Genomic DNA, 23,604 nt, shown 5'->3' with positions numbered 1-23,604 from the left:
GAAATTGCAAATTGTCGAAAAATGTTGATTTTTGAATGTTTTTTAAATATAATTCGTTTTATGGAGAAAAGGAGGGGTTAATTGTATGAATATTTTAGAGCAATTTATTTCATCAACAAATACAATTCTTTGGTCATATATTCTTATTGCAATGTTAATTGGTTTAGGGCTTTATTTTTCTATTAAATTGAAATTCGTACAAATTACTCATTTAGGGGAAATGATTCGTTTAATGAGTGATGGGTTAACTGGAAAGACACGTAAAAAAGGCAGTGTATCTTCTTTCCAAGCATTTTGTATGAGTTCTGCAGCTCGTATTGGTATCGGTAACTTAGCTGGTGTAGCGTTAGCTATTTCTATGGGAGGACCTGGAGCAGTATTTTGGATGTGGGTTATTGCGATTATCGGGGCTTCTTCAAGTTTCGTCGAAAGTACGCTTGCACAAATTTATAAAATAAAAGATGGCAGTGGCTTCCGTGGTGGTCCTGCTTATTATATGGAAAAAGGTTTAAATAAACGTTGGATGGGGATTTGGTTCTCTATTCTGATTACAATTAGTTACGGTTTAATTTTCAACTCAGTACAAGCAAACACAGTTACATTAGCGTTTAAAAATGCATTTGGTATTGAGCGTTACGTTGTTGGGATTGTATTAGCAGTATTAGTTGCGGTTATTATTTTTGGTGGTGTAAAAAGTATCGCGCGTATGTCGGAAATGATTGTTCCGCCAATGGCAATTCTTTATATTGCAGTAGCGATTTTCGTTGTTATTAAAAACTTCTATTTACTACCAGATGTGTTTACAGAAATCTTTAAAGGTGCATTCGGTTTAGATTCAGCTGTAGGCGGTGGTATCGGTGCTGCGATGAAATATGGTATTCAGCGCGGATTATTTGCGAATGAAGCAGGTATGGGTAGTGCACCAAACGCGGCAGCGACGGCTGATGTAACGCATCCAGCTAAACAAGGTTTTATTCAAACAATTGGTGTTTTAGTAGATACATTCTTAGTATGTACATCAACAGCATTTATCGTACTATGTTCTGGTGCATATAAAGCAACGAATTTAGAAGGTATTGAACTAACACAAAATGCATTAAGTTCACAAATTGGCCCGTGGGCGAGCAGTTTCTTAGCGATTATTATTTTCTTATTCGCTTTCAGTTCACTTCTAGGAAACTACTACTATGGTGAAACAAATATTGAATTTATTAAGCAAAGCAAAACGTGGTTAACAATTTACCGTGTTGCGGTAGTTGGAATGGTATTATTCGGTTCTGTTGCGACGCTTCAAGTTGTATGGAATATGGCAGACTTATTTATGGGTCTAATGGTAATAACGAACTTAATTGCGATTACACTTCTTGGCCGATTTGCGTACGCGGCATTAACAGACTATGTAAGGCAAAAGAAACAAGGGAAAGATCCAGTCTTCAGTGCAGATTCTATTCCTGGTTTAACGAATACAGAGTGCTGGGATAAGCCAGTGGTAACAGATAAAGAAAAAGCAGTGTAATTGAAAAGGCGAGCATCGAGGTAAATTTGATGCTCGCCTTTTTTGTTGTAGTAAATGATGAAAAGGGTGAGGGGTAATTATTAATATAACTTTTTTGTTTGTTCCTCTCGTTATTTGTGGGGAACGTACTGTTTTAAAAGTATGGCTGGTCGAAGAGGATAAGAGATTGAGTATTGGATAAATGCATGTAATAGCTATATTTTTATGAAAAAAACACGTATGTTAAGATAGTTAACGTATTCATGTCATAAAACCTAACATAAAGTTCTTGATTACTAAAAGTTTTTAGAATATAATTTTCTTATTGTTAGGAAGAGGGGGCAATGCAAATATGGATTTTTTAGCTAGGGTAATTGGGGATGTAAATAATATCCTTTGGTCATATGTCATTATTGCGATGTTAATTGGGTTAGGGCTCTATTTTTCATTTCGTGTGAAATTTGTCCAAGTTCGTTACTTCGGTGAAATGATTCGATTACTTGGGGATGGAGCAAGCTCGAAAACGAGGAAAGCACAAAAAGAGAAGAGCGGCGTATCATCATTCCAAGCATTTTGTATGAGTACAGCTTCTCGTGTAGGTACTGGTAACTTAGCTGGTGTAGCTATCGCAATTTCAGCGGGTGGTCCAGGAGCAGTATTTTGGATGTGGTTAATCGCGGTAATTGGGGGTGCTTCTGCATTTGTAGAGAGCACATTAGCGCAAATTTATAAAGTGAAAGATGGGAATGCATTCCGTGGGGGCCCAGCGTATTATATGGAAAAGGGTTTAAATAAACGCTGGTTAGGTGTTGTGTTCTCTGTTCTAATAACAGTAAGTTTCGGATTGATTTTTAATGCTGTACAGTCTAATACTGTAGCGGCAGCTTTTGATGGGGCATTCAAAACAGATAGTAGATTAGTAGGTCTTGTTATGGCTGGTTTACTTGCCGTTATCATTTTCGGCGGAGTAAAACGAATTGCTCGCGCGGTTGAAATGATTGTTCCAGTAATGGCAATTATTTATGTAGCAGTGGCATTATTCGTTGTTGTAACAAACGTTACGGCAATTCCGTATGTATTTAAAGAGATTTTCTTACATGCTTTCGGAATTAAAGAAGTAGTAGGTGGAGGATTAGGAGCCGCGATTTTACTAGGGGTAAAACGCGGATTATTCTCAAATGAAGCAGGTATGGGGAGTGCGCCGAACGCAGCAGCGACTGCGAACGTAACGCACCCAGTTAAACAAGGTTTCATTCAAACTTTAGGGGTATTTACAGATACATTATTAATTTGTAGTTGTACAGCATTTATTATTCTTTTATCAGATGTGCATAATGCAGCTGATTTAAATGGAATTCAATTAACGCAGCAGGCGTTAAGTCAACATATCGGTCCATGGGCTTCTATATTTGTAGCAGTTGCAATCTTCTTGTTTGCATTTAGTTCATTAGTAGGTAACTACTACTATGGTGAAACAAATATTGAATTCTTAAATGGAAGTAAAGTGCTATTAACAGCGTACCGCATTGCTGTACTTGGTATGGTTATGTTAGGATCTGTAGCGACAATTCAAATCGTTTGGGATGTAGCAGATTTATTCATGGGTATTATGGCTGTTATTAACTTAGTGGCGATTGTATTCCTCTCTAAGTATGCTTTTGCGGCATTATCAGATTACGTAAAGCAAAAGAAACAAGGGAAAGATCCGGTATTCTATGCGGATTCTATTCCAGGTTTGAAAAATACAGAGTGCTGGGATAAGTCAGCAGTAGCTGATAAAGAAAAAGCAGTATAATGAGGTGAGCATCAAGTGAAACTTGATGCTCATTTTTTGTTTTATCCAGTTGTTTATAGATGGTAAAAGACGAACATTTATGAGCATTTCATAATTAAATGTAATTTTTTAAAGAAAAGTGCGGATATGAGTTGTGATTTATGTTAGAATGGAAAATGCCTTTGAAACAAGAGTTTTTATGACATTTCCTATCCAATCGAAGGTTACGGAGGAGAAATGGAAAGTTCGGATTATTTCTTGTTTTGAATGGTCAGACGTTCAACGTTAATGAAGAGTTAAATGGAGGATTTTATTAATGAAGTTTGTTATGTTCCTTGTAGGATTACTCGTTGTATTTGTACTCGGTTTTCTTATAAGTGCCGATCGAAAGAAGATTAAGTATAAACCAATCGTAATTATGCTTATTATTCAGCTAGCATTATCTTATTTCTTATTAAATACGCAAGTTGGTTATATTTTAGTAAAAGGAATTTCAGATGGATTTGGCGCGCTTCTTGGATATGCGGAAGCTGGAATCGTTTTCGTATTTGGTGGTCTTGTTAATAAAGGAGAGGTTTCATTCTTCTTAACAGCGCTATTACCAATCGTATTCTTTGCGGTTTTAATCGGAATTCTGCAACACTTTAAAATTTTACCGATATTTATTCGTGCTATTGGTACGTTGTTAAGTAAAGTAAATGGTCTAGGAAAACTAGAATCATATAATGCAGTAGCAGCTGCCATTGTTGGACAAGCAGAAGTATTTATTACAGTAAAAGATCAATTAAGTAAAATCCCAAAACATCGTTTATATACATTATGTGCATCTTCTATGTCGACAGTGTCGATGTCAATCGTTGGTTCTTATATGAAAATGATCGAACCGAAATATGTAGTAACAGCACTTGTATTAAATTTATTTAGTGGTTTCATTATCATTCATATTATTAACCCGTACGATATTACAGAAGAAGAAGATACACTGAAATTAGAAAATAAGAAAAAACAATCATTCTTTGAAATGCTAAGCGAGTACATTATGCTTGGTTTCACGATTGCGATTACAGTAGCAGCTATGTTACTTGGTTTCGTAGCATTAATTACAGCAATTAATAGCTTGTTTGATTCAATGTTCGGTATTACATTCCAAGCTATTTTAGGATATATTTTCTCACCATTAGCATTCGTAATGGGTATCCCGCAAGCTGAGATGGTAACAGCGGGACAAATTATGGCAACAAAATTAGTATCAAACGAGTTTGTTGCAATGCTTGATCTTGGAAAAGTAGCTGGTGATTTATCGGCTCGTACAGTTGGTATCCTTTCTGTATTCCTTGTATCATTTGCGAACTTCTCATCTATCGGAATTATCGCAGGTGCAACGAAAGGTATCGATGAAAATCAATCAAATGTTGTATCATCATTTGGTCTACGCCTTGTGTACGGTGCGACATTAGTAAGTATTCTATCAGCGATTATCGTTGGTGTTATGTTATAAAGTGAAACTTTAATCAGTGGGGTGGCTTTATCCCACGATCATTATTAGCCCTCACCAATCGGGGTGAAAAAGGATGGTCCTAGCTCATAGCTAGGGCTATTTTTATGGTAAATTTGCATGAAAAAACCAATTAATTAGGAATATATTAACATATAAAAATCTTTTAAAATTTATATTGCATTTCGTCTAGATAACGCTTACAATTTGATTTGTAGGTGGTATCAATTTCAGACTTTCAATTATGGTAGGAGAGAAGAAGCTACCTTTTATAAATTGCAATTTATGTAAACGCTTACTGATTTTAGATGACAGTTGAATAGTTTTAGGGGTTTTAAATTTTTTTAACAACAATGGTCAGACGTCATTCGTTATACGTTATACGACCAATAACTCGTGGGAGAAGTGGAGGATTCACATATGAAGTTCGTAATGTTTCTAGTCGGTTTACTTGTAGTGTTTGTACTAGGTTTCCTTATCAGTTCAGATCGTAAGAAAATTAAATATAAACCAATTGCACTTATGCTTGTCATTCAATTGGTACTTGCGTATTTCTTACTAAATACAAAGGTCGGATTTGTATTAGTAAAAGGGATTGCAGATGGATTTGGCGCCATTTTAAAATTTGCGGAAGCTGGGGTTAATTTCGTATTTGGTGGTCTAGCAAACGATGGACAAGCACCATTCTTCTTAACAGTATTATTACCGATTATTTTCTTAGCAGTATTAATCGGGATTCTGCAACATATTAAAGTTTTACCGATTATCATTCGTGCAGTCGGTTTCCTATTAAGTAAAGTTAACGGTTTAGGAAAACTAGAATCATATAATGCGGTAGCAGCTGCAATCGTTGGTCAAGGTGAAGTATTCATTACGGTAAAAGATCAACTAAGCAAATTACCGAAAAATCGCTTATACACACTTTGTGCATCTTCAATGTCTACAGTATCGATGTCAATCGTCGGTTCTTATATGAAAATGATTGATCCAAAATATGTAGTAACAGCACTTGTATTAAACTTATTCAGTGGATTCATTATCGTTCATATCATTAATCCATATGAAGTAAAAGAAGAAGACGATATTTTAGAATTACAAGAAGACAAGAAACAAACATTCTTTGAAATGTTAGGCGAATATATTATGCTTGGTTTCTCTATCGCTGTAACAGTAGCGGCGATGTTAATCGGTTTCGTAGCATTAATTACAGCAATTAACGGTGTATTCGATTCAATTTTCGGAATCACATTCCAAAGCATTTTAGGATACATCTTCTCACCATTAGCATTTGTAATGGGTATTCCAACATCAGAGATGCTACAAGCAGGACAAATTATGGCAACAAAATTAGTAACGAACGAATTCGTTGCAATGCTTGACCTTGGTAAAGTAGCTGGTGATTTATCAGCTCGTACAGTAGGTATTTTATCTATCTTCCTTGTATCATTTGCGAACTTCTCATCTATTGGAATTATCGCAGGTGCAACGAAGAGTATCGATGGCAAACAAGCAAACGTTGTATCATCATTCGGTTTAAAACTTGTATACGGTGCAACGTTAGTAAGTATATTATCAGCGATAATCGTTGGGGTTATGCTTTAATAAATTAAGAAAAGCAATGAGCGTAGGCTCATTGCTTTTTTTGTTTAACTTGCTTTATCCAAGTCTCTTTTAAAACGTGGTTTCTCTAAATAAGTTCCCAGTCTCCACACATATTCCACTGGCCCCATTCGGTATTTCTGGAGCCAATAGGTGCTAACGAATAATTGAATCGTATAAATTCCGATGGTTAAAAGAATACCGAAGAAATAGCCGATTTTCCCGTATAAGCCAAATCCATATGCGTAAAAAATAGTTGTTGCGATAATAGATTGCGCTAAGTAATTACTAACGGACATTTTCCCCATGTTCGCCATGTATATTAGTAGACGGGTTGCTTTTTTGTAATGGAATAATAAAATGATTGTGCTTCCGTAAAAGAAGGTCATAGTTACTGGTGTAAGGCCATCTTGTAACATAATTAAAAGCGGGTGCTTTACGAACATAGCTAAGATTTTAATTGTAAAAGAGAAGAGACCGGTGGCAAACCATATTTTTTTGACAGCAGGTATATGTTTATTGACCTCAAATAGCCAGCCTTTTTTCCCTACATACATTCCGAGTAGGAACAGTGGAGACATAAAAATTATTGCGAAAACTGATATGAAAAATAATCCGAATGCACCGTCAATTCCCATGTAATCAAAAGGATTTTCAGTCAATCTAAAGTTGACGTGATCCATATAGCTTCCAGTTTGATGGACTTTATGTTCTTTTTCAGTATAAGGTGCAAAATCATTTATATTTGTAGATGGATCAGTTTGATAAGACATAAGTGTAATAAGTGCGAGTAGAATAATCGCCCAAATGAGCAAAGTTTTCGGTTTTCGATTGATGAACATCATTAAGAAAATCCCAATTATTCCGTATGCAAATAAAATATCGCCCTCCCAAACAAAAGTGCCGTGAATGTAGCCGAGTAGTAAAAGAATGATAATACGTCTTATGTATGTGGGGAAGAATTTTTTTCCTTTTGCGATAATACTTTTTTGTAACAAAATAATGCTAAGTCCAAATAGAAAAGAAAATAGGGATATAAAGTTATGTGTGCCGAAGAATTGAATAAACCAATTAGCGCCTTTATCAAGATCGCCGAATAGATAAGTTGGTTTTTCACTGGTGAAGAACCCGAATTGAATTAATGTCATATTGACTAGTAAAATGCCAAACAAAGCGAAACCACGAATTGCATCAACAGCTTCTACACGTTGATTCATTTTTCCTCTCCTCGTATATTCGTTTTTATATTGAAAATAATACCATTTTATAGCTGGCACTATGTCAAATATGAGGAAATTTAAGGTGATTTTAAGATAGAGAGCAAACAAAAAAATCACCTTAATTCATGTATTAAGGTGATTGAAATATTATTCAGCTGGAGGCGTAAATGTACGTTTCTCTAATTCAGCATCTAGCATAAACAGTGCGTTTGAATCGCTTGTAATACGTTTTAATTTTTGAATGATGCTATCGAATGAAGCTTCTTCTTCAACTTGTTCGTCAACGAACCATTTTAAGAATGTAATTGTTGCATGTTCACGCTCGTCCCAAGCGATATCAGATAAGTTGTAAATACGTTTCGTTACTTCACGCTCGTGCTCAAGTGCGACTTCAAAAGCGTTTAATACAGATTCGTATTCGTTATTCGGATTATCAAATCCAGTAATAATAGCGCGTTCTCCGCGGTCATTAATATAGTTGTAAAGCTTCATTGCGTGGAAACGTTCTTCTTCAGCTTGTACAAGGAAAAAGTTAGCGAATCCATCATAGCTCTCAGCTGTACAGTAAGCAGCCATTGCCATATAAGCATGGGCAGAGTAAAATTCAAAGTTCATTTGTTCATTTAATGCGTCGTGCAATTTTTTTGATAACATAAAATCCCCCTTAGTATTGTGACAAGAATATTATAACATAATTGATAATATTCTCATTTAGATGCTTCGAACCTTTTCGAAAGCTTTGTGACGTGTGCATTCATAATGTCTTGTAAGTCTAAATCATATTTTTGCGAAAGAATAATAAGGTTAGATAGTACATCGCCAAGTTCTTCTTTTAGTTCTTGTTTTAGCTCTTCTTCTGTTTTCGCATCTTCATCAGGGCGATCGCGGCCAATTTCAATAGCACGAACGACTCGTGAAACTTCCCCAACTTCCTCGGTTAAGAAATTTAAGCGAATAAAGGCATTATACTGTGACCAGCTTCGTTTTTCGTAAAATTCCTCAACCCATCTTTGAAATGCAACGATATCCATTTCTTCCTCATCTCCTCAATATGTTGTACAATGTTCATTGTATCATAACAATATATAGTTTCGGGGTGTAGGGATGAGAAAGATTTGTGTGTTTGCAGGTTCTAATTTAGGGGAGAGACCAGAATTTAAAGAGCAGGCAATTCAGTTAGGTAAAATGTTTGTTGAGAACGACTATGAGCTCGTATACGGTGGTTCATGTGTCGGATTAATGGGAGAAGTAGCAAACGAAGTTCTTCGTTTAGGTGGACGTGTAACAGGTGTTATGCCGCGCGGTCTATTCCGAGGAGAAATTGTGCATACAGGATTAACAGAATTAATTGAAGTAGAGACGATGCACGAACGTAAAGCTAAAATGGCAGAGCTTGCGGATGCTTTTATTGCGCTTCCAGGCGGATACGGAACGTTTGAAGAACTATTTGAAGTTGTATGTTGGTCACAAATTGGTATACATAATAAGCCGGTTGGTTTATTAAACATAAAAGGTTTTTACGGACCAATTTTGCAAATGGTTGAACGTGCAGCGGAAGAAGGATTTATGAATCCATCAAATAAAGAATTGATCGTTTCAGCAGAGACAGCAGATAAACTGATTCATGCAATCCAAAATTATGAGCGTCCTGTTTTGGGAACGAAGTGGAAGCAACTATCATAGCAAATACGGAAACACATGTCGTTTTAATTTAAGATGGCATGTGTTTTTAATTTGGTTAAATATGTTAATGTTTAGATGTAATGTTTTTGGGAAAGGAGAAATAGATGGAGGAGTTCGTATATTTACGTCCGGTTTTTAAAAGTATTTTAGCAGCGTCTATTCTTGTTATGCTAATTGTTTTGAGACAGAAGAAAGAGTTGATTAATGAATTTTCGCTTTGGTTTATTTCGGTATTATGTATCGGTGTTTCCGCGATAACGTTGTTTATGTCTGGGTTTATCGTTGATGAGTATAATCTAGGTGGAGATCCACAATCGTTTTGTATGTTTATTGCGATTGGTTGTATTAGTGGTCTGAATTTCATTATTTATTACAGAAGGCAATAAAAAGAGGCATTCCGTATTACTTTGGAATGCCTTTATTATTTTGATTGCTTTGTTTTTTATACAGGTACCAGCCACCCCAGCCGCCACCAATTGCTACGACAACGAGGAAAGCATAGTCCTTAACCTCGACACGTATATTGAAAATATTAGCTATAAGTAAGAGAATCCCAACTGTTATTAACGCAAAAAATGCTCTAATTAAGTAGTCTTTCAACTGAACCACTCCCGTCATTTAAGTAGTAAATGATGAATTTGGAAAAGCTTTTTGGGTCTATGATACTAAAGGGTGTTCCCTATATTTTAACATAGATGAGATTGTAATATATTGATAAAAGTAGGGGAGAGGGGTGTGTTAATATTGTCGTGATTTGTCGATAAGTCGATATAATTGAAAAATCGCTGATATATTGGATGGAATCGCCGATATAATTGGAAAATCGCTGATATGTTGGGGGGAATCGCCGATATATTGGAAAAATCGCTGATATAAATTTCATGTATCAGCATGCGCGATCAATCTATAGAAAAAAGCGACTCTGAACGAGCCGCTTCCGCTTTAAAGTAATATCCAGCTCTAGCGGCTAGAATCTCCGGTCATTTCGCTCTCTCGCTCGAAGCAAAAAGCGCTTCAAGGTCGAGAGCTTGAAGTGCCCTGCGATTCTGAGCAAGCCGCTTCCGCTTTTAAGTGATATCCAGCTCCAGCGGCTAGAACAGTCGGTTGTTTCACTCCTTCATTCGAGGCAAAAAGCGCCTCGTAATCAGGAGTTCCAACACCCTCCTGTTCTGAACGAGCCGCTTCCGCTTTTAATGATATCCAGCTCCGGTAGCTAGAATGTTCGGTGGCTTCGCTTTTTCCTGCGAGGCAAAGAGCGCCTCTACGTCAAAAGCTCCATCCCCCTCACATTCTGAGCAAGCTACCTCCGCTTTTAAATCTATTATTGATTCAAGAACGCACGTAGCATCCAAGCGTGTTTTTCTAGTTCTGTGTAGATGCCTAGTAGTAGGTCAGATGTCATTTCATCGTCAGAGTCTTGAGCGATTTCCATGCCTTTTTTCAGTTCGACTAGCATCATTTCGTAGTCTTTCATGATTGCTTCGACCATCCCTTCTGCAGTTTCTCCGTATGCTGCTTCTTGAATAGAAGATAGTTCTAAGTATTCTTTCATTGTTGCTACTGGTTTGCCGCCAATTGCTAAAATACGTTCTGCAATTTCATCGATGTGAGTAGCTGATTCTGTGTAAAGTTCTTCGAATTTCTCGTGTAATGTGAAGAATTGAGGTCCTTTTACGTACCAATGGAAGTTGTGAAGTTTTGTGAATAAAACGCTCCAGTCTGCTACTTGTTTGTTTAATACTTCGATTACTTGTTTGTTCATTATGATCAATCTCCTTTTGAGTTGTTATGTGATATCAATTACTAATTTATAATAATTATAATCTAGTAATCTCTATAAATCAACCCTTTTGCTGGAATTAATTTGAACAAATTATGAACTGTTGTAAATAAAAGGCCCTATTACGGTGAAGTAATAGGGCCTTTGTTTGAGGTATGGCTCTTGTTCTAAACGAGCCGCTTGTGCTTTTAATGATATCCAGCTCCGGTGACTAGACCAGTCGGTCATTTCGCGCCTTCCTGTGAGGCAAAGAACGCCTCTTCGTCAGGAGCTCCAATGCCCTCCTGTTCTGAGCAAGTCACCTCCGCTTTTAATTGATATCCAGCTCCAGCGGCTAGAATCTCCGGTCATTTCGCTCTCTCGCTCGAAGCAAAAAGCTCTTCAAGGTCGAGAGCTTGAAGTGTCCTGCGATTCTGAACGAGCCGCTTCCGCTTTTATTTGTTAAACAGCCTTTTGTTTTTCTTCTACATCTTGCCCATCCCAGCACTCTGTATTCTTTAAGCCAGGGATAGAGTTTGCAACGAAGACAGGATCTTTTCCTTGTTTCTTTTGCTTCAAATAGTCTACTAATGCAGCGTAAGCAAATTTGCTAAGGAATGAGATGGCAATTAAGTTTGTGAATACCATTAGTCCCATGAATAAATCAGCTAAACTCCAAACTGTTTTAAGAGCAGCGATTGATCCGAAGAATACCATTCCGACAACTGCAACACGATAAATCATTAACCATGTTTTACTTTCTTTAATGAATGCGATATTTGTTTCACCATAATAGTAGTTTCCTAGAAGTGAACTGAAAGCGAATAGGAAAATAATAATCGCTAAGAAAGTGCTTGCCCACGGTCCAATTTGTGAACTTAATGCGTTTTGTGTTAATTCGATACCTTCTAAATTTGATCCTTTGTAAAGTCCAGAACATAATACGATAAATGCTGTTGATGTACATACTAAGAATGTATCTACGAAAACGCCTAACGCTTGAACAAGCCCTTGTTTTACAGGGTGAGATACATCAGATGTTGCGGCTGCATTAGGAGAACTACCCATTCCCGCTTCTGTAGCGAATAAACCGCGCTGAATTCCGAACTTGATTGCTGCTCCAATACCACCAGCGATGGCTTGGTCTAAACCGAATGCACCGTTAAAGATTTCCATGAAAATGCTTGGTAACATACTGAAGTTGTTAATAACGACAAAAATAGCCACGCCGATATAAACGATTGCCATTGGCGGAACAATCATTTCTGTAATACGTGAAATGCTCTTAATGCCACCAAAAATAATAACTGCAACTAATAAGGCTAATAGAGCTCCTACGATTGTTCGCTCTAGTCCAAAAGCATTTTCAAACGCTATTGTTACTGTATTTGCTTGCACTGAATTGAAAATTAATCCGTACGCAACTGTAATAAGAAGTGAAAACCAGACGCCCATCCAGCGTTTGTTTAACCCTTTTTCCATGTAATATGCTGGTCCACCACGGAACCTACTTCCATCTTTTACTTTATAAATTTGCGCAAGTGTACATTCTACAAAACTAGTAGCTGCTCCGATAATTGCGATAAACCACATCCAAAATATTGCGCCAGGTCCACCCATTGAAATTGCTAATGCTACACCAGCTAAGTTTCCGATACCGATACGTGCTGCTGCACTTAAGCAAAATGCTTGGAATGGTGAGATGCTATCTTTCTTTTTTTCTTTTCGATTAAACCCTTTACTAATTAAGCTGACCATCTCACTGAAATGAGTAATTTGGACAAATTTTAATTTAAAAGAGAAGTAAAGACCGAAGCCGATTAGCATTGCAATAAGAATATATGACCATAAAATATTATTCGTTACCTCAAGGAATCTGCTAAAGATATCAACCATATAATACACTTCCTTTTTTTCGTAATAAGAAAATTATATGCAAAAAATATACGAGAATCAATTTTTCTAAAAAATTATGTTACTTAAAACATTTTTGTGTTATGATTATGTTACATCGTAATATTTTTAGAATTATTTACATTTTAAAAAACTAAATTTAAAGCGAGAAGGTGGGGATAATTTGAAAGAAGATTCTTTATGGAAAGTAAGCCTTGAGAGTTTGAAAATGAGAAGTAATATATTTTTTATCATTACATCTTTAAGTATCTTTTTAGGGTCCACTTATTATTACAATAAAAGATTTCCAAATCACAAATATCCTGAGTGGTTAGAATTTCTAAAGTTGATTGGATGAATAAAAGACAGAAAAACAGAAAATTAAAATAAACAAGTTATGGAGGAGCTAAAAATGAATATTAGAGAAAGTGAACTTCCGGGTATTGGTTATAAGTTTCAAATCGTTACGAAAGGTAATGAAAAGATGGTAATTGTCATTCATGATGATGGTCGTAGAGAAATGTATCATTTTGATTCAGACCATGAAGAAAGCATCTCAAGTATTTCACTACGTGACTCAGAGGCAAGACAAATCGCTGCAATATTAGGTGGAATGGTATATAAGCCTAGGGCGTTAGAAAATGTTGAGATGGTTTTTGAAGGTTTAGCGATTGAGTGGTTCAAAGTGGAGAATACAGCTCCAGCAATCGGAAAAACAATTGGCGATCTTGAAATAAGAAAAACATATAGCGTAACAATAATCGCGGTTATGAAGAAGAACATGAAGAAGCTATTTAATCCAGGACCAGAAACAGTAATTGAAGAAGGAGATATGCTTGTAGTTTCAGGTGAGAGAGAAGAAATTAAAAAAATCATTAATGAATTACTTTCAAATAGGGGGGACTGATTAGATGGATACGTTAATTTTTGAAGTTGGTACAGCTTTAGTTTTAGTGGCAATTGCAGCAGTAATTGCTGGGAAATTTAAATTCTCAGTAATTCCTTTTCTAATCGTTCTTGGAATGTTAGTAGGACCGCATGCACCGACAATAGGTGTTATCGATCTCAAATTTATTGAAAGTGCAAGTGTAATTTCCTTCCTTGGACGAATTGGGGTTCTATTCCTTCTATTCTATCTAGGATTAGAATTTTCAATGAAAAAACTAATTAAATCTGGACGCTCTATTGCGATTGGCGGAACGATTTATATTTTAATTAACTTTTCACTTGGTTTGTTATACGGATTTATAATGGGATTCCCATTACTAGAAATCTTAATTATTGCGGGTATTATTACGATTTCTTCTAGCGCTATCGTTGCTAAAGTGTTAGTGGACTTAAGAAGAACTGGTAATAATGAAACCGAATTAATTTTAGGAATTATTATGTTTGAAGATATATTCCTTGCTGTATATTTATCAGTTGTTTCTGGTTTAGTACTTGGAGATCACGCTTCCTTCTTAGGTGCCCTTACTTCAATTGGAATTGCTTTAGGATATATGCTTCTATTCTTTATAGTAGCTAGAAAGGCTACGCCGTTATTAAATAAATTGCTCAATATTAGCTCAGATGAAATCTTTATTATTGTAGTATTTGCTTCGTTATTCTTCATTGCTGGTTTTTCAGAAACAATTCACGTTGCAGAAGCAATTGGAGCACTTCTTCTAGGATTAGTTTTCTCTGAGACAGAGCATAGTGACCGAATTGAACATCTTGTTGTTCCATTTAGAGACTTTTTCGGAGCTATTTTCTTCTTCAGCTTCGGGTTAAGTATTGATCCGTTCTCATTAGGCGGAGCGATATGGTTAACGTTAGGTGCTGTCCTTCTTACGATAATCGGTAACTTTGTAGCAGGAATGATTGCAGGAAGACAAGCTGGATTATCTCATAAAGCATCAACAAATATCGGATTAACAATCGTTTCAAGAGGAGAGTTCTCCATCATTATGGCTAATATCGGTATCGCCGGTGGTTTAATGTCAGTACTGAAACCATTCTCAGCACTATACGTGCTTATACTATCCATTTTAGGCCCACTTCTGACAAAAGAGTCGAAGAATGTATATAAATTCTTAAATAAAATCTTTAAGTGGGATACGAAGACTAACTAAATTAAAAAAATAAAAGTACAAGATATTTCCTGCTTGTACTTTTATTTTGGTGATGAAAACAGTAAAGAGAGGTACATGATGTTAGGAGAGTTGATTCATTCGGTTTTAGTTTTTTTAGAAGGACTTGGTTATTGGGGAATTATGCTTGGATTAATGCTAGAGGTTATTCCAAGTGAAATCGTATTGTCTTATGCAGGCTATTTAGTATCAACAGGAAGCATTACATTTTGGGGCGCTGTCGCGTTCGGTACAATTGGTGGTGTAATTGCACAACTATTCATTTATTGGATTGGTCGATATGGAGGAAGACCTGTTCTTGAGCGATATGGAAAATATATTTTAATTCAGAAGAAACATATTGATTATGCTGAAGATTGGTTTAATCGTTATGGAACTGGCGTTATCTTTACCGCACGTTTTATTCCGGTTGTGCGTCATGCTATTTCGATACCAGCGGGTATTGCGAAAATGTCACATGCTAAGTTTATTACGCTAACTACATTAGCTGTTATTCCGTGGTCAATTGTGTTTGTATATTTAGGTTTTAAATTAGGAACAGAGTGGGAAAGTATTAATAAAGTTGCGGGGCCATATGTGAAATACTTTGTACTTGCTGCTATTGTTTGTGCAATTGGTTATTTTGTATTAAAAAAAATGATGAAAAAAAAGTGATTACAGAAAAGGAATCTATGTCGACATAGATTCTTTTTTTATTGGCATTTTTTCAAGGATGAAAGAATACGTTTAATATTTACTATATTGTGGCATACATATAGGAAAAGGGAGTTTGGAAAGGGGAATAAAGAAAAATGGAACTCCAGTTTCAAAATGTATATCAACAGGTAGAGAATTGGTATGTGTTGGATTCGGAGCTTCCTTGGGATGTCAAAAAGCTGAGAGAGGATTTGTGTTCTCTTATTGAAGTATGTAAAACACCCGTTATTTTTTGTGATACGTGTGATGCAAATGATGTACTTCTATCATTAGGGGAAGAGGAAGAAGAGTTCCTATTCCCAGTAGGTGGTTTTTATCATAAAGAAAAGAAATTAATTTTCGTTTGTATGTGGGAAGAGTATGAGCAAGTTCTCAAAACGCTACTGCATGAATTTCGCCATGCGATGCAACATAAGAGAGATATATTGTATGTGGGAAGTGAACGGTACGAAGAGCGGTGGATTGAAAAAGATGCGAGGAAGTTCGCGGAGAGGAAATTGGATGAATATAAGAGTAGAAAGTTAATGTAAAGCATAGTGGAGAAATAGCCCTGTGCTTTCTTTGTGCTTATTAAAAATAAGTATTTGACTTTTATTAAGTTTAGTTCTAAACTAATGATATGAAACGAGCGAGGTGATGAAATGAAAACAGAAGATAGACTAGGGCTACTATTATGGTTTCGTTTGTCACGCTTTTATAATAAGAGTATTCGTGAGACGAATCAGCATTTGAAAAGATGGAATGTATCTGCCGCCCAGTTTGATGTGTTAGCTCAAGTTGGAGGACATGATCGTTTAACGCAGCAAGAACTTGGAAATAAGCTATTTGTTACGAAAGGAAATGTAACGCAGCTTTTAAATAAAATGGAGCAGCTTGAGTGGATTTTGCGTGAACAAGAGGGTACTACGAAATATATTTCTTTAACAGAAAAGGGAAGAGCTTTATATGAAGAAATCGTCCCACCTCAAGAAACGTTCCAAGCAGAGAAGTTTCATAATTTAAACATAGAGGAACAAAAGCAATTATTAACACTACTAAAAAAGTTACAATAAGAAAAAAATTTAAAATAAATCTCGAATTCGAGATAGTATGAGGTGAAGGATATGTTTAGAAAAGTTGATCATAAAAATATGGGCAGAGCAAATCATGGTTGGTTAAATACACATTTTCATTTTTCTTTTGCCAATTACTATAATCCAAATAACATGAACTTCGGAGCGTTACGTGTTATTAATGATGATCTAGTAGCGGCGCAAACTGGTTTTGATATGCATCCACATCGTGATATGGAGATTATTTCTTACGTTGTAGATGGTGCTTTAACACATGAAGACAGCATGGGAAATCGCGGAACGATTGAGCGTGGACATGTTCAATATATGAGTGCTGGCACGGGTGTATTTCATAGCGAGCATAATTTAGGCGATGAAACGCTGCGTTTATTACAAATTTGGATTTTACCAGACCGTGCGGATCATAAACCAAACTATGGTGAGTTTAAATTTGATTGGAGCAAGCGCGAAAATGAATGGTTCCATATGGTATCTTCAGTAGAAGGAAATGCACCAATTCAAATTCACCAAGATGCGAATTTATACTCCTTATCATTAGAGGCTGGAAAAGAAATTCATTTTCCAGTGAAAGAAGGCCGTCAATTGTATCTTGTACAAATTGAAGGAAGCAGTGTAATAAATGGTGAAACGTTTGTTATGCGTGATGCAGCAGAAGCGGTAGAAGAAGATATTCATATTGAAGCAAAAGAGCAATCTCATTATTTAGCAATTGAATTGAAAAAACAATAAAAGGTTTATAGAAAAGAGGACATCCGATAGATGTCCTCTTTTTTGATTGGAATTGTCTGAAAAATGTTTCTCAAATTTTCGGTAGAGGTATCGGCTGGGAAAATAAGAATTGTATAAAAGTGTCAAAAATCTTTATGGGAATGGGGAATGTTATAGTGAAAAAGCAAGTCATTTCATCAGCATTAGCGTTAACTGTTATCGCCGGGGGATTTGGAGCGTTTGGGGCAACGACAACGAAAGCGGAAGAACAAAAAATTCAATATCATCAAGAATTTAAAACACCTGCATACATAGGTGAAGAATGGAAAGCACCGGAAGGACTAGATAAAAAAGAGACAGTCTTTCAATACTTAGAGAGTAAGAAAGATATGTTTAAATTAGCAGGAAATATTGAAAAGCATTTTAATATCGTTGGAGAAGAAAAAGACGCTGAATCTGATACGACACATGTGAAGCTAGTTGAGAAACATAATAACATTCCTGTGTACGGTTCTGATCAAACTGTTACACTTGATAAAGAGAATAATGTAAAAGCATTCTTCGGACAAGTTATTCCGAATTTAGATGATAAAAATATTCCTGCAGCTGCAAGCATTACTGCGGAACAAGCAGAAACGATTGCAAAGGCAGATATTGAGAAAGAAATTGGTAAAGTAAAGAGTTATGACGGTGTGAAAAAAGATTTGTTTGTATATGAAAAGGACGGTAATTACTACCTTGCATACTTAGTTAAGGCATCGATTTCAAAACCAGCTCCAGGATATTGGCATTATTTTGTTGATGCAACGAATGGAAATGTTATTGAGAAATATAACGCTGTAGATAACATTACTGGATTTGGTTACGGAGTATTAGGTGCTAGACAATCATTTGAAATTGCTCAAGATACGAAAACAGGACAATTCAACTTGTTTGATGGTAAACGAGGACAAGGCATTCATACATTTGATGCAGAAAATATGGACGAGAACTGGTTTAATTTATTCTCACAATGGCTTGGATATACAGGAGAAGAAGTTGAAAGTAAATCTAAGTTCTTCGAAGATAAAGCTGCAGTTGATGCGCATGTAAATGCAGGGAAAGTATATGATTACTACAAAAAGACATTTAATCGTAACTCTTTCGATGATAAAGGTGCGAAGCTTATTTCAACTGTTCACGTAGGTACAGCTTGGAATAACGCAGCTTGGAATGGTGTGCAAATGATGTATGGTGATGGAGATGGAAAAACTTTCATTCCATTATCTGCTGGACTTGATGTTATCGGTCACGAATTAACGCATGCTGTAACTGAACATACAGCAAACCTTGTTTACAAAAATGAGTCAGGGGCGTTAAATGAATCGTTATCTGATATTATGGGTGTTATGGTTGAGAAGAAGAGCTGGGATTTAGGTGCTGATATTTATACACCTGATAAACCTGGTGATGCGCTTCGCTCTCTTAAAGACCCAGCGTCTATTCCAAACCCATTAAAACCAAGTGAAGGTTACCCAGATCACTATAGTAAACGTTACACTGGAACAGCTGATAATGGCGGCGTTCATATTAACAGTAGTATTAATAATAAAGCTGCTTATTTAGTTTCTGAAGGCGGAGATCATTACGGCGTGAAAGTAACTGGAGTGGGCCGTGAAGCGACAGAAAAAATTTACTACCGTGCTCTTACGAAATATTTAACTGCAAACTCTGACTTCAAAATGATGCGTCAAGCGGCACTTCAGTCAGCTGAAGATTTATACGGTAAAAACTCTAAAGCTGTACAAGCTGTAACGAAAGCTTATGATGCAGTAGGTGTAAAATAATAAGAGAAAAGACCTGACATCCTAGTCAGGTCTTTTCTTTATCCCGCTATCCGCAAATGATGAAATTTCCACTTTATTTAGTCGCGAATACCTAATGCGATTTTCGCCATACGTGACATACGTTCTTTCGACCACGGTGGATTCCAAACGACATTTACTTCTATTTCATTAACTTCAGGTACGTTTGTTGATAATACTTTTTTAACGTCTGATACGATTTGCCCAGCCATTGGACAACCGATAGAAGTCATAGTCATCGTAATGACAGCATTATTATTTTCATCTGCTGTAACATCATAAACTAATCCAAGATTAACGATATCAACACCTAGTTCAGGGTCAATAACAGCTTCTAAATTGGCAAGTAATTTATTTTCAAATGCTTCTTGTGACATAAGCAGCCCCTCCTACACTTTAATGATATCGATTCTCATTATAACGGAAATGAGCATAATGTGCAGGAAATGAGCTCAAAAAAATATCCCTCTTCGCAAGAGGGATATTTTTTGAACATCTATTCTGTTTTAAAATGAGATACGAGCTGATCTAACTCTTCAACTGTTTGTTTCATTTTTCTAGCAGTTACTGTCATTTCATTCATAACAATAACTTTCTGTTCAGCAGATTGTGCCGTTGCGGCAGTTTCGCTGGATACTTCAGTAGAGATAGAAGCGATGTTATTAAGTGAAGCATTCATTTCTTCAGCACTTGCAGCCATTTCTTCAGCAGTTGCTGATATATCTTGCATTTGAGTAGATACTTTATTTACTTGTTCCACAATTGTTGTGAAAGAAGTACCAGCTTCACGAATAACATTGATACCTTCAAATGCTTCAGAACGGCCTTGAGACATCATAGAGCTAGCAGTTTCTGTATCATTTTGAATTTGATGTAGTAATTGATTAATGTCTGTTGCAGCTGTTTTAGATTGTTCAGCAAGTTTTCGAACTTCGTCAGCTACGACAGCAAATCCTTTTCCTTGCTCGCCAGCACGAGCAGCCTCAATAGAAGCATTTAAAGCAAGTAAGTTTGTTTGCTCAGCAATATTAGAAATAGATTGTACAGCAGTATCAATATATTTCGTATGAGTGATTAGACGTTCAACCACTTCTGACGTAGCATTTACAGCTTCGTGTATTGTTGTCATTTGTGAAACAGATTTTTGGATAACGGTACTTCCATCGCTAGCATGTTCAGATGTGGCAACAGCAAGTTCCGCTACAGATGAAGCAGATTCAGCAATACGCTGAACACTTACTGCCATATCGTCCATTGCAGTTGAACTTTCTTCCATACTAGAAGTTTGTGATTGAATACTTGCATTTAAGTTGGACATCGAGCTTTGGACTCTTAATGTCGCCTCACGTGATGTATTCGTTTTTTCTAGCATATTTTCAGAAGCGGTTTGTACTTCCACTGATGTTTTTTGAACGCGATTAATGATATGTTGTAGGTTTTCTAACATTTTATTAAATGATGTTGCGATAGCACCGATTTCATCGTTGCTATTTACTTGTAGACGTGCCGTTAAGTCACCTTCTTGAGAGGCTAATTCTTTTAGTTTTGTATCAATTTGTTGAATTGGTTTCACAAGTTTACCAGAGAACCACCATGCAAGAATAATTGCAACGACAATACAAATAACAAGTGATAGAAAGACTGCATATTCAATTCCTAGTGAAGATTGATCAATTTGTTCAATAGATTGTTCACGTAATTTAGCTTGTTCATTACTGTAATTTGTGAAGTCACCAATTACTTTATAGACCGTTCCGTTTTCTGAAGAAGCTACTTGTAAAGCTTCTTCCCATTTTTGTTCTTTTGCAAGAGTGAATACTTTTTCTTCAACGAACTTTCTCCAAGTAGACCCTAATTCCATTGTACTTTTTACGGACGAAGAAAGATTTGGATTAGAAAGAAGTTTATCTTTTGAATCTTCAAGACGTTTACTCATCTCATTAAACTTGTCTAATTCGACTTGATCATGTTGTAGTAAATAACCTCTTAAAGCAGATAGCTGTACTTGATAAGCGTCTCCACGTTCTTTCAATTCTGTTGCCAGTGGAGAAATTTCTTTTTGTAATGTTTCAGCTTTACGAGATTGGTCAATAGCAAAAAATAAAATAAAAGCTAAGGCGATGCCAAATAAAGCGCAAATCGTTCCCATCATGAACATAAGTTTTTTTCTGATACTTACAAAATTCATATGATTAAAAGCCTCCTTTGTGAAATCTTAGTATTAGAATTAATAAATGTAAAAAATTGAAAGAAAGCTTTACTCCAGTTGGAATAAAGCTTTCTTATTTCCTTTAGGAATTATAGCAGACGGAATGAGAGATAGAAAGAGATATTTTAAATTGAAAAAAGAGAGACTGTAAAATTTTCTTTCCTATACCTTTGGGCTTGTGTCATTACAAGCGAAAGGTTCACTTTAAGCGTTTGTTTTGAAATGAGAGACGAGAACTTCAAGTTCTTGTACGATTGTTTTCATTTCAGATGATTTGTTAGCCACGATACTCATTTTGTTTACTTGATCACCAGCTGAATGTGCTGTTTGTAATGTTTCTGCAGCAACTTCATTTGAAATAGAGGCGATATTATTTAAAGCTGCGTTCATTTCTTCAGAGCTTGCAGCCATCTCTTCAGCAGTTGCAGACATTTCTTGCATTCGCGTAGAGACTTTGTTAATGTGGTTAACAATTTCTGAGAATGAAGATCCGGCAGTACGAATAACAGTAATTCCTTCAGAAGCTTCTGCTTGACCTTGTGTCATCATGTCATTTGCTATTTTAGTATCGGCTTGAATTTGATGCAGTAAATGGTTAATGTCAGTTGCGGCTAGTTGAGATTGTTCAGCAAGTTTTCGAACTTCATCAGCAACAACAGCGAATCCTTTTCCATGTTCACCAGCACGAGCTGCTTCAATAGAAGCATTTAAAGCGAGTAAATTTGTTTGCTCGGCGATATTCGAAATAGATTGAAGTGCAGTATCGATATGATTTGTATGTGTAATGAGTCGCTCAACTACTTGTGATGTAGCGTTAACAGCTTCGTTAATTGTGTGCATTTGTGTAATAGATTTCTCAATGACTTTATTCCCATCATCTGCTTTTTCTGAAGTTGTAACAGCTAAACTAGTAACAGAAGAGGCGGACTCAGCGATACGCTGAACACTCGTTGCCATGTCATCCATTGCAGTTGAACTTTCTTCAATGCTAGAAACTTGTGAACGAATATTGTGTTCAAGAGCATTCATAGTTTCTTGGGTCCTTGCGGTATTTTCCATAGAAGCAGTCGTTTCGATAAATACATTTTCGGAAGCTTCTTTTACACTTGTTGATGTTTGTTGAACTTGTTTTATTATATGCTGTAAGTTAGTGAGCATTTGATTAAAGGAATTTGCAATGTCACCTATTTCATCTTTACTTGTTACGTGTAATCTAGCCGTTAAATCTCCATCTTGAGAAGCTAATTCTTTTAACTTCTCATCAATTTGTCGAATTGGTTTAACGAGTTTACCAGAGAACCACCATGCTAATAAAATAGACGTTAATGTACATGTAATGAGTGAGAAGAAAATAATATATTGAATAAGTGATGAAGAAGACTCGACGTCAGCAATTAATGCGTCACGTTTCTCATTCTCTTCATTTGTATATTTATTAAAACGATCTAAAAGATCATTTACATAATCTGTTTGTGCTAAAGCAATTTTGGATGCTTCGTCCCATTTTCCTTCACGAGCAAGAGGTAGTACCTCATTATCTATGACGCTACGCCATTTTCCCCCCATTAAAATAGCTTCTTTCATTCCTTCTGGGAGCTTCTTGTCACTTGTTACTTTCTCTCTAGTATCAGCTAATTTTTTCCCTTCTCGGTTGAACTTATCTAATCCTTTTTGATCATGTGATAGTAAATATTCTTGTAAACCAGCAACTTGTGCTTGGAACCAATCGCCACGTTCTTTTAAAATCGTCGCTCTTTTTGATACATCATTTTTTAACGTTTCGATTTCACTTGCTTGATTCATGGCGAATGAAAGAATAACTATAAGAGCAATGCTAAATAAAGAAGAAATGCTTAAGAGTGTGAACAGTAGTTTTTTTCGAATACTAACATATTTCATCGTTACCCCTACTCTCATTTAAACTGTTTATTATGATTTATGGATATTTAAAACAAAATTAATAAAAACATTATTATGAAGTTATTAATCTGTTCAATGAAAATTATAGCAGATAATGGAAGGAGTCA

Annotated in this window: 22 protein-coding genes; 13 read left to right on the top strand and 9 right to left on the bottom strand. The window is 36.0% G+C overall.

The window, feature by feature from the left end; all coding sequences use genetic code 11:
- Positions 1-85 precede the first annotated feature (85 nt).
- From AC22L0_RS21465 to AC22L0_RS21450, 4 genes are all read left to right on the top strand, one after another.
- On the top strand, positions 86-1,516 hold the full coding sequence (locus tag AC22L0_RS21465; protein WP_065702876.1) for an alanine/glycine:cation symporter family protein: 1,431 nt from the start codon (positions 86-88) through the stop codon (positions 1,514-1,516).
- A gap of 331 nt (positions 1,517-1,847) precedes the next feature.
- Entirely contained in the window at positions 1,848-3,290 is a 1,443-nt protein-coding gene (locus AC22L0_RS21460; protein ID WP_087965445.1) for an alanine/glycine:cation symporter family protein, read from the top strand.
- 295 nt (positions 3,291-3,585) lie between these two features.
- Positions 3,586-4,767 carry a NupC/NupG family nucleoside CNT transporter gene (locus AC22L0_RS21455; RefSeq protein ID WP_214631736.1) on the top strand — a complete coding sequence of 394 codons (1,182 nt, stop codon included), beginning with the start codon at positions 3,586-3,588 and terminating at the stop codon, positions 4,765-4,767.
- Positions 4,768-5,184: 417 nt separating this feature from the next.
- Positions 5,185-6,366 (top strand): NupC/NupG family nucleoside CNT transporter, encoded by a 1,182-nt coding sequence (locus AC22L0_RS21450; protein WP_000673874.1) that lies wholly within the window; start codon positions 5,185-5,187, stop codon positions 6,364-6,366.
- A 44-nt stretch (positions 6,367-6,410) separates the two neighbouring features.
- Here the strand turns inward: AC22L0_RS21450 and AC22L0_RS21445 are convergent, their stop codons facing one another.
- From AC22L0_RS21445 to AC22L0_RS21435, 3 genes are all read right to left on the bottom strand, one after another.
- Entirely contained in the window at positions 6,411-7,580 is a 1,170-nt protein-coding gene (locus tag AC22L0_RS21445) for a DUF418 domain-containing protein (RefSeq protein ID WP_087965447.1), read from the bottom strand.
- A 150-nt stretch (positions 7,581-7,730) separates the two neighbouring features.
- Positions 7,731-8,237: a ferritin gene (locus AC22L0_RS21440; protein ID WP_000949403.1), complete on the bottom strand. Its 507-nt coding sequence runs from the start codon at positions 8,235-8,237 to the stop codon at positions 7,731-7,733.
- 53 nt (positions 8,238-8,290) lie between these two features.
- On the bottom strand, positions 8,291-8,614 hold the full coding sequence (locus AC22L0_RS21435) for a MazG nucleotide pyrophosphohydrolase domain-containing protein (protein WP_087965450.1): 324 nt from the start codon (positions 8,612-8,614) through the stop codon (positions 8,291-8,293).
- A gap of 73 nt (positions 8,615-8,687) precedes the next feature.
- Between AC22L0_RS21435 and AC22L0_RS21430 the strand changes: the two genes are divergently transcribed.
- Both AC22L0_RS21430 and AC22L0_RS21425 read left to right on the top strand, forming a co-directional pair.
- Positions 8,688-9,266, top strand: a complete 579-nt coding sequence (locus AC22L0_RS21430; protein ID WP_001225751.1) for an LOG family protein — start codon at positions 8,688-8,690, stop codon at positions 9,264-9,266.
- 104 nt (positions 9,267-9,370) lie between these two features.
- Positions 9,371-9,652, top strand: a complete 282-nt coding sequence (locus tag AC22L0_RS21425) for a hypothetical protein (protein ID WP_000390910.1) — start codon at positions 9,371-9,373, stop codon at positions 9,650-9,652.
- A 16-nt stretch (positions 9,653-9,668) separates the two neighbouring features.
- On the opposite strand, the gene AC22L0_RS21420 is transcribed toward AC22L0_RS21425, so the two are convergent.
- The 3 genes from AC22L0_RS21420 to AC22L0_RS21410 form a co-directional block, all read right to left on the bottom strand.
- Entirely contained in the window at positions 9,669-9,866 is a 198-nt protein-coding gene (locus tag AC22L0_RS21420; RefSeq protein ID WP_000656313.1) for a hypothetical protein, read from the bottom strand.
- 721 nt (positions 9,867-10,587) lie between these two features.
- A complete protein-coding gene (locus AC22L0_RS21415; protein WP_001041895.1) occupies positions 10,588-11,028 on the bottom strand; it encodes a Dps family protein in 441 nt (146 codons plus the stop codon).
- A 459-nt stretch (positions 11,029-11,487) separates the two neighbouring features.
- Positions 11,488-12,921, bottom strand: a complete 1,434-nt coding sequence (locus AC22L0_RS21410; RefSeq protein ID WP_000227591.1) for an alanine/glycine:cation symporter family protein — start codon at positions 12,919-12,921, stop codon at positions 11,488-11,490.
- 409 nt (positions 12,922-13,330) lie between these two features.
- Between AC22L0_RS21410 and AC22L0_RS21405 the strand changes: the two genes are divergently transcribed.
- The 7 genes from AC22L0_RS21405 to AC22L0_RS21375 all read left to right on the top strand — a co-directional run bounded on the left by AC22L0_RS21405 (position 13,331) and on the right by AC22L0_RS21375 (position 19,350).
- Positions 13,331-13,825 (top strand): cation:proton antiporter regulatory subunit, encoded by a 495-nt coding sequence (locus AC22L0_RS21405; protein WP_001026075.1) that lies wholly within the window; start codon positions 13,331-13,333, stop codon positions 13,823-13,825.
- Positions 13,826-13,829: 4 nt separating this feature from the next.
- The gene (locus AC22L0_RS21400; RefSeq protein ID WP_000380223.1) at positions 13,830-15,029 is read left to right on the top strand and encodes a cation:proton antiporter; all 1,200 of its coding nucleotides are present in this window, start codon (positions 13,830-13,832) and stop codon (positions 15,027-15,029) included.
- Positions 15,030-15,107: 78 nt separating this feature from the next.
- A complete protein-coding gene (gene uptA, locus AC22L0_RS21395) occupies positions 15,108-15,701 on the top strand; it encodes an undecaprenyl phosphate transporter UptA (protein WP_139894703.1) in 594 nt (197 codons plus the stop codon).
- Positions 15,702-15,838: 137 nt separating this feature from the next.
- Positions 15,839-16,273, top strand: a complete 435-nt coding sequence (locus AC22L0_RS21390; protein ID WP_000422795.1) for a DUF3920 family protein — start codon at positions 15,839-15,841, stop codon at positions 16,271-16,273.
- 111 nt (positions 16,274-16,384) lie between these two features.
- Positions 16,385-16,795, top strand: a complete 411-nt coding sequence (locus AC22L0_RS21385) for a MarR family winged helix-turn-helix transcriptional regulator (RefSeq protein WP_061139651.1) — start codon at positions 16,385-16,387, stop codon at positions 16,793-16,795.
- A gap of 51 nt (positions 16,796-16,846) precedes the next feature.
- A complete protein-coding gene (locus tag AC22L0_RS21380; protein ID WP_065702881.1) occupies positions 16,847-17,545 on the top strand; it encodes a pirin family protein in 699 nt (232 codons plus the stop codon).
- Positions 17,546-17,700: 155 nt separating this feature from the next.
- The gene (locus AC22L0_RS21375; RefSeq protein WP_000745121.1) at positions 17,701-19,350 is read left to right on the top strand and encodes a M4 family metallopeptidase; all 1,650 of its coding nucleotides are present in this window, start codon (positions 17,701-17,703) and stop codon (positions 19,348-19,350) included.
- A 77-nt stretch (positions 19,351-19,427) separates the two neighbouring features.
- Here AC22L0_RS21375 and AC22L0_RS21370 read toward each other — a convergent pair whose 3' ends face one another.
- The 3 genes from AC22L0_RS21370 to AC22L0_RS21360 all read right to left on the bottom strand — a co-directional run bounded on the left by AC22L0_RS21370 (position 19,428) and on the right by AC22L0_RS21360 (position 23,476).
- Positions 19,428-19,745 (bottom strand): metal-sulfur cluster assembly factor, encoded by a 318-nt coding sequence (locus tag AC22L0_RS21370; RefSeq protein WP_000076422.1) that lies wholly within the window; start codon positions 19,743-19,745, stop codon positions 19,428-19,430.
- A 119-nt stretch (positions 19,746-19,864) separates the two neighbouring features.
- The gene (locus AC22L0_RS21365) at positions 19,865-21,556 is read right to left on the bottom strand and encodes a methyl-accepting chemotaxis protein (RefSeq protein WP_016110910.1); all 1,692 of its coding nucleotides are present in this window, start codon (positions 21,554-21,556) and stop codon (positions 19,865-19,867) included.
- A 225-nt stretch (positions 21,557-21,781) separates the two neighbouring features.
- Positions 21,782-23,476 carry a methyl-accepting chemotaxis protein gene (locus AC22L0_RS21360; protein WP_087965457.1) on the bottom strand — a complete coding sequence of 565 codons (1,695 nt, stop codon included), beginning with the start codon at positions 23,474-23,476 and terminating at the stop codon, positions 21,782-21,784.
- Positions 23,477-23,604: the final 128 nt, after the last annotated feature.

Source organism: Bacillus sp. LQ01 (assembly GCF_057624735.1).
Note: the sequence above shows the minus strand (reverse complement) of the source record. Positions and strands in the feature narration are given on the sequence as shown.

Excerpts from the sequence above, each read along its gene's own strand:
- AC22L0_RS21365 (WP_016110910.1), bottom strand. The coding sequence starts at position 21,556 with ATGAATTTTGTAAGTATCAGAAAAAAACTTATGTTCATGATGGGAACG.
- AC22L0_RS21440 (WP_000949403.1), bottom strand. The coding sequence starts at position 8,237 with ATGTTATCAAAAAAATTGCACGACGCATTAAATGAACAAATGAACTTT.
- AC22L0_RS21465 (WP_065702876.1), top strand. The coding sequence starts at position 86 with ATGAATATTTTAGAGCAATTTATTTCATCAACAAATACAATTCTTTGG.
- AC22L0_RS21460 (WP_087965445.1), top strand. The coding sequence starts at position 1,848 with ATGGATTTTTTAGCTAGGGTAATTGGGGATGTAAATAATATCCTTTGG.
- AC22L0_RS21405 (WP_001026075.1), top strand. The coding sequence starts at position 13,331 with ATGAATATTAGAGAAAGTGAACTTCCGGGTATTGGTTATAAGTTTCAA.
- AC22L0_RS21455 (WP_214631736.1), top strand. The coding sequence starts at position 3,586 with ATGAAGTTTGTTATGTTCCTTGTAGGATTACTCGTTGTATTTGTACTC.
- AC22L0_RS21400 (WP_000380223.1), top strand. The coding sequence starts at position 13,830 with ATGGATACGTTAATTTTTGAAGTTGGTACAGCTTTAGTTTTAGTGGCA.
- AC22L0_RS21445 (WP_087965447.1), bottom strand. The coding sequence starts at position 7,580 with ATGAATCAACGTGTAGAAGCTGTTGATGCAATTCGTGGTTTCGCTTTG.
- AC22L0_RS21385 (WP_061139651.1), top strand. The coding sequence starts at position 16,385 with ATGAAAACAGAAGATAGACTAGGGCTACTATTATGGTTTCGTTTGTCA.
- AC22L0_RS21360 (WP_087965457.1), bottom strand. The coding sequence starts at position 23,476 with ATGAAATATGTTAGTATTCGAAAAAAACTACTGTTCACACTCTTAAGC.
- AC22L0_RS21430 (WP_001225751.1), top strand. The coding sequence starts at position 8,688 with ATGAGAAAGATTTGTGTGTTTGCAGGTTCTAATTTAGGGGAGAGACCA.
- uptA (WP_139894703.1), top strand. The coding sequence starts at position 15,108 with ATGTTAGGAGAGTTGATTCATTCGGTTTTAGTTTTTTTAGAAGGACTT.
- AC22L0_RS21410 (WP_000227591.1), bottom strand. The coding sequence starts at position 12,921 with ATGGTTGATATCTTTAGCAGATTCCTTGAGGTAACGAATAATATTTTA.
- AC22L0_RS21435 (WP_087965450.1), bottom strand. The coding sequence starts at position 8,614 with ATGGATATCGTTGCATTTCAAAGATGGGTTGAGGAATTTTACGAAAAA.
- AC22L0_RS21450 (WP_000673874.1), top strand. The coding sequence starts at position 5,185 with ATGAAGTTCGTAATGTTTCTAGTCGGTTTACTTGTAGTGTTTGTACTA.
- AC22L0_RS21425 (WP_000390910.1), top strand. The coding sequence starts at position 9,371 with ATGGAGGAGTTCGTATATTTACGTCCGGTTTTTAAAAGTATTTTAGCA.
- AC22L0_RS21390 (WP_000422795.1), top strand. The coding sequence starts at position 15,839 with ATGGAACTCCAGTTTCAAAATGTATATCAACAGGTAGAGAATTGGTAT.
- AC22L0_RS21370 (WP_000076422.1), bottom strand. The coding sequence starts at position 19,745 with ATGTCACAAGAAGCATTTGAAAATAAATTACTTGCCAATTTAGAAGCT.
- AC22L0_RS21380 (WP_065702881.1), top strand. The coding sequence starts at position 16,847 with ATGTTTAGAAAAGTTGATCATAAAAATATGGGCAGAGCAAATCATGGT.
- AC22L0_RS21415 (WP_001041895.1), bottom strand. The coding sequence starts at position 11,028 with ATGAACAAACAAGTAATCGAAGTATTAAACAAACAAGTAGCAGACTGG.